Annotated in this window: 3 protein-coding genes; 1 reads left to right on the forward strand and 2 read right to left on the reverse strand. The window is 69.9% G+C overall.

Annotation, left to right across the window (positions count from 1 at the left end; translation table 11 throughout):
* Positions 1–345 precede the first annotated feature (345 nt).
* The gene (locus ACIBCM_RS29515; protein ID WP_399248634.1) at positions 346–1,353 is read right to left on the reverse strand and encodes a stage II sporulation protein M; all 1,008 of its coding nucleotides are present in this window, start codon (positions 1,351–1,353) and stop codon (positions 346–348) included.
* Between the two features lie 118 nt (positions 1,354–1,471).
* Between ACIBCM_RS29515 and ACIBCM_RS29520 the strand changes: the two genes are divergently transcribed.
* Complete coding sequence (locus ACIBCM_RS29520; RefSeq protein ID WP_399248467.1) at positions 1,472–2,527, forward strand: RDD family protein; 1,056 nt, start codon at positions 1,472–1,474, stop codon at positions 2,525–2,527.
* A 176-nt stretch (positions 2,528–2,703) separates the two neighbouring features.
* On the opposite strand, the gene ACIBCM_RS29525 is transcribed toward ACIBCM_RS29520, so the two are convergent.
* Positions 2,704–3,318, reverse strand: a complete 615-nt coding sequence (locus tag ACIBCM_RS29525; RefSeq protein WP_399248469.1) for a hypothetical protein — start codon at positions 3,316–3,318, stop codon at positions 2,704–2,706.
* Positions 3,319–3,567: the final 249 nt, after the last annotated feature.

Here is a 3,567-nt window from a genome sequence, read left to right on the forward strand (position 1 = left end):
TCCCTTCGGTCTTGCGTTTCCAACCTTACCAGACCTTTTCCGCATTCCGTTTCCGGACTTCGAATTCGATCAGGCGGCTGATTGGATAAGCCTTTTCGCCTTTCGGCGGTGCCGACATTATCAGAAGCTTTTTGGCTGAGCGAACCAGCCTTCGCGATCCGGATAAGAGGTCGATGTGGCTCTGCGGGAAGCTCAGTCCCCGTTGAGAGCGAGAGAGACGCTATCGGTTGCCCGTGACCATGTCCAGTCCGGGGCAACCGTTAAAACCTACCTCCCCACGTCAGCCGTGTCAACGGTTTGGTGGGCAGAAGAGGACATTAGCAGGTCAGAGGCACAGGACGCACATCAGGCTGCGGCCGGCAGCTTGGCGCTGCGCTCGAGTTCGTCCAGGTCGCCGGTGTGGCCGGCCCGGGCCGCTCGGCCGCCCAGGACGTATACGTACACAAGGAACGCCAGCTCGGCCGCGATGCCGATGGCGATACGGGCCCACGTGGGCAGGCCGGAGGGGGTGACGAAGCCTTCGATGATGCCGGAGATGAAGAGGACCAGGGCCAGGCCGATGGCCATGCCGAGGGCGGCGCGGCCCTGCTGGGCGAGGGCTGTGCGGCGGGAGAGAGGGCCGGGGTCGATCAGTGTCCAGCCGAGACGGAGGCCTGTGCCGGCGGCGACGAAGACGGCTGTCAGTTCAAGGAGGCCGTGCGGGAGGACCAGGCCGAGGAACACATCGAGACGACCGGCGGAGGACATGAGACCGATGCCCACGCCGAGATTGAACATATTGAGGAGGAGGATCCAGATCACCGGGAGGCACAGAAAGGCACCGAGGGTGAGGCAGAGGGCGGCGGCCTGGGCGTTGTTCGTCCAGACCTGGGCCGCGAAGGAGGCCGCGGGGTTGCTGGAGTAATACGTCTCGTACTGGCCACCGGGGCGGGTCATCTCCCGCAGTTCGGAGGGCGCGGCTATGGCCGACTGGACCTCCGGGTTCGCGCCGATCCACCAGCCGATGACGGCCGCGACGAGAGTGGAGAGGACGGCCGTCGGTATCCACCAGTGGCGCGACTGGTAGACGGCTGCCGGGAAGCCCTCCGTGAGGAACCGGACCGCGTCGCGCCAGGTGGCGCGGCGGGTGCCCGTGACCGTGGAGCGGGCCCGTGCGACGAGCTGGGTGAGCCTGCCGGTCAGAAGCGGGTCGGGGGCGCTCGACTGGATCAGGGAGAGGTGGGTGGAGGTGCGCTGGTAGAGGGCGACGAGTTCGTCGGCCTCGGCTCCGGTGAGACGGCGGCCCCGGCGCAGGAGCTGGTCCAGGCGGTCCCACTCTGCACGGTGGGCGGTCACGAAGACATCGAGGTCCATGTCGTCTGCTGCTCCAGGCACTGGGTGCGTACGTTCGTACTACTGCGGCGCGTTGCGAGCCAGCTTGGCAGACTGAGTGCGCACGGGGTGGAGAAGGGCAACGTGGAGGGCGGCAACGATGAGTGCGCTGGTGACCGGGGACGCGGTCGTACTGGGACTGCAACCGGCGAAGCTGCCGAGTCGTGCACTCGCGGTGGCGATCGACCTGGTGGTCGTATTGACCGCGTATGTCGCTATATCCGTGGCGCTCACTCTGGCGACTGCCTCGCTGGACGACGCGGCTGTCATGGCGGTGTCGATCGCGACGTTCCTGCTGGTCCTCGTGGGGGCGCCGATAGCCGTGGAGACCCTCAGCCGTGGACGCTCGCTCGGAAAGCTGGCCTGCGGACTGCGGGTGGTACGCGACGACGGGGGGCCGATCCGCTTCCGGCACGCGCTGGTCCGGGGGGCGATGGGCCTGGTGGAGATCCTGATGACGTTCGGGGTCGTCGCCTGCATCGCCTCGCTGGTGTCGGCGCGGGGGCGGCGGATCGGCGATGTGTTCGCGGGAACCCTGGTCGTACGGGAGCGGGTGCCCGCGGCCCGGGACGCCGTACCGCCGCCGCCTCCGTGGCTCGTGGGACGGTTCGCCGAGCTGGACCTTTCCGGGGTGCCGGACGATCTGTGGCTGGCGATACGCCAGTACCTGACGCGGATGACGCAGCTGGAACCCGGTGTCAGCGCGCTGATGGCGGGACGCCTGGCCGGTGAGCTGGCGGGGCGCACGGGGGCTCCGGCACCGCAAGGTGTGCCGCCGGCGGCGTTTCTGGCCGCCGTGGTGGGTGAGCGGCAGGCGCGGGACGCGCGCCGGGCGTTCGGAACGCATCCCGGGACGCATCCGGGTGCGGGGGCCGGGCTCGGTGGCGGTCTGGGTGCGCCGGGCGGTGTGTACGGCAGTGCGGGCGGCCGGCTCGGTGGGTACGGGGGCACAGGCGGGGGCGCTGGTGTGCGGAGCGAGGCTGCCGGTGCTCATGGGGCGGGCTGGGCCCTTGAGGCAACCTCGCCGGGGGCCGTGTCCCAGGGAGCGGTGCAGGGGCCGACGCGGGTGTCGGCCGTGCAGCCGGTGGCACAGGACGGGAAATCGGACGGGGCGGGGCGCTCCGGGCCCGCGACAGGGTTCGCGCCGCCTGCCTGACCAGACGTCCCGTTCTCCGGGCGGAGAACAGCGGCATGGGATACGTGCGCGGCAGCCGTCCGGCAGCGGTATGTGTCCGGCGGGTGCACGCCCGGACCGGTGGTGGGCGAGGGGCCGGGCGGGGGCGGAGTGCGTGCTCGCCGGGTACGCCGAGGGACCGGAGGAAGACAGAGGGCTCAGGGGAACACCGAGGGCGGGGTCTCAAGGTCTTCGAGCTCGATGCCGGGCGCCGCGAGGACCACGTCCCCGGCGATGTGCACGGTGTGCTGCTCACCCGTGTCCAGGGCGCTGACCTGGTATTCGTGCACGGTCAGGGGGGCGTTGTCAGTGGCGTGCGCTTCACTGTTCATCAGGGCCCAGGACTGGTCGAGAGTACGGGGAGCGAGGACGGGATCCGTGAACGCGACGAGGCGGACGCGTGTCGCGGGGGAATCGGGGGTGAGGCGCAGCAGGCGTGCTGTTGCGACGAGGAATGCCGGGGACGTGCCGGTGAAGGCGTGGGCGCGGACATTGCCTTCGGTGGCCTGAGTCCCGGTGGGGTCGGTACGGACCCAGGTGACGCCGTCGAGGGCGGCGCCTCGGACCTGCCAGCTCGCCGCATGCAGTTCGAGACGAAGGGGGCGGCCGAGGTCGTCGATGGTCAGATCGACTGAGCCGGCGTGCTCGCCGGAAGGAGTGGTGATCTGGGAAACATAGCGCCAGCCGGAGGGGCCGGGCGCGCACTGGAAGTGTTCTTCGCCGAGGGGGGTGTGATCGTGTGGATCGTGGAGCGAATATCGGCCGCGGGGCATGAGGCGTCGGGATCCTTGTGCGGAGGCTGAGGCGGGCGGGTCGCCGGACGCGGTGACGGCTCTCGCGGAATCCGGCGGGCTTTGCCGGACTTGGTTGAACGCGGAGGCGGACCGGAGCGTATGGGGAAGTACGGACAGGCCCCCGACACGGGGGTGCGGGGGCCTGCCGAGTGCTTCCGCGAGCTGCGGCCCACGGGCGGAGGAGCTGCGACCTTGCGGCCTCTCCCCGCTCGATGACCACGCGCTACC

The organism is Streptomyces sp. NPDC051018 (assembly GCF_044456085.1).
Lineage (GTDB): Bacteria > Actinomycetota > Actinomycetes > Streptomycetales > Streptomycetaceae > Streptomyces.

Bases quoted from the DNA above. Each gene is read 5' to 3' on its own strand.
- ACIBCM_RS29515 (WP_399248634.1), bottom strand. From the start codon at position 1,353: ATGGACCTCGATGTCTTCGTGACCGCCCACCGTGCAGAGTGGGACCGC.
- ACIBCM_RS29520 (WP_399248467.1), top strand. From the start codon at position 1,472: ATGAGTGCGCTGGTGACCGGGGACGCGGTCGTACTGGGACTGCAACCG.
- ACIBCM_RS29525 (WP_399248469.1), bottom strand. From the start codon at position 3,318: ATGCCCCGCGGCCGATATTCGCTCCACGATCCACACGATCACACCCCC.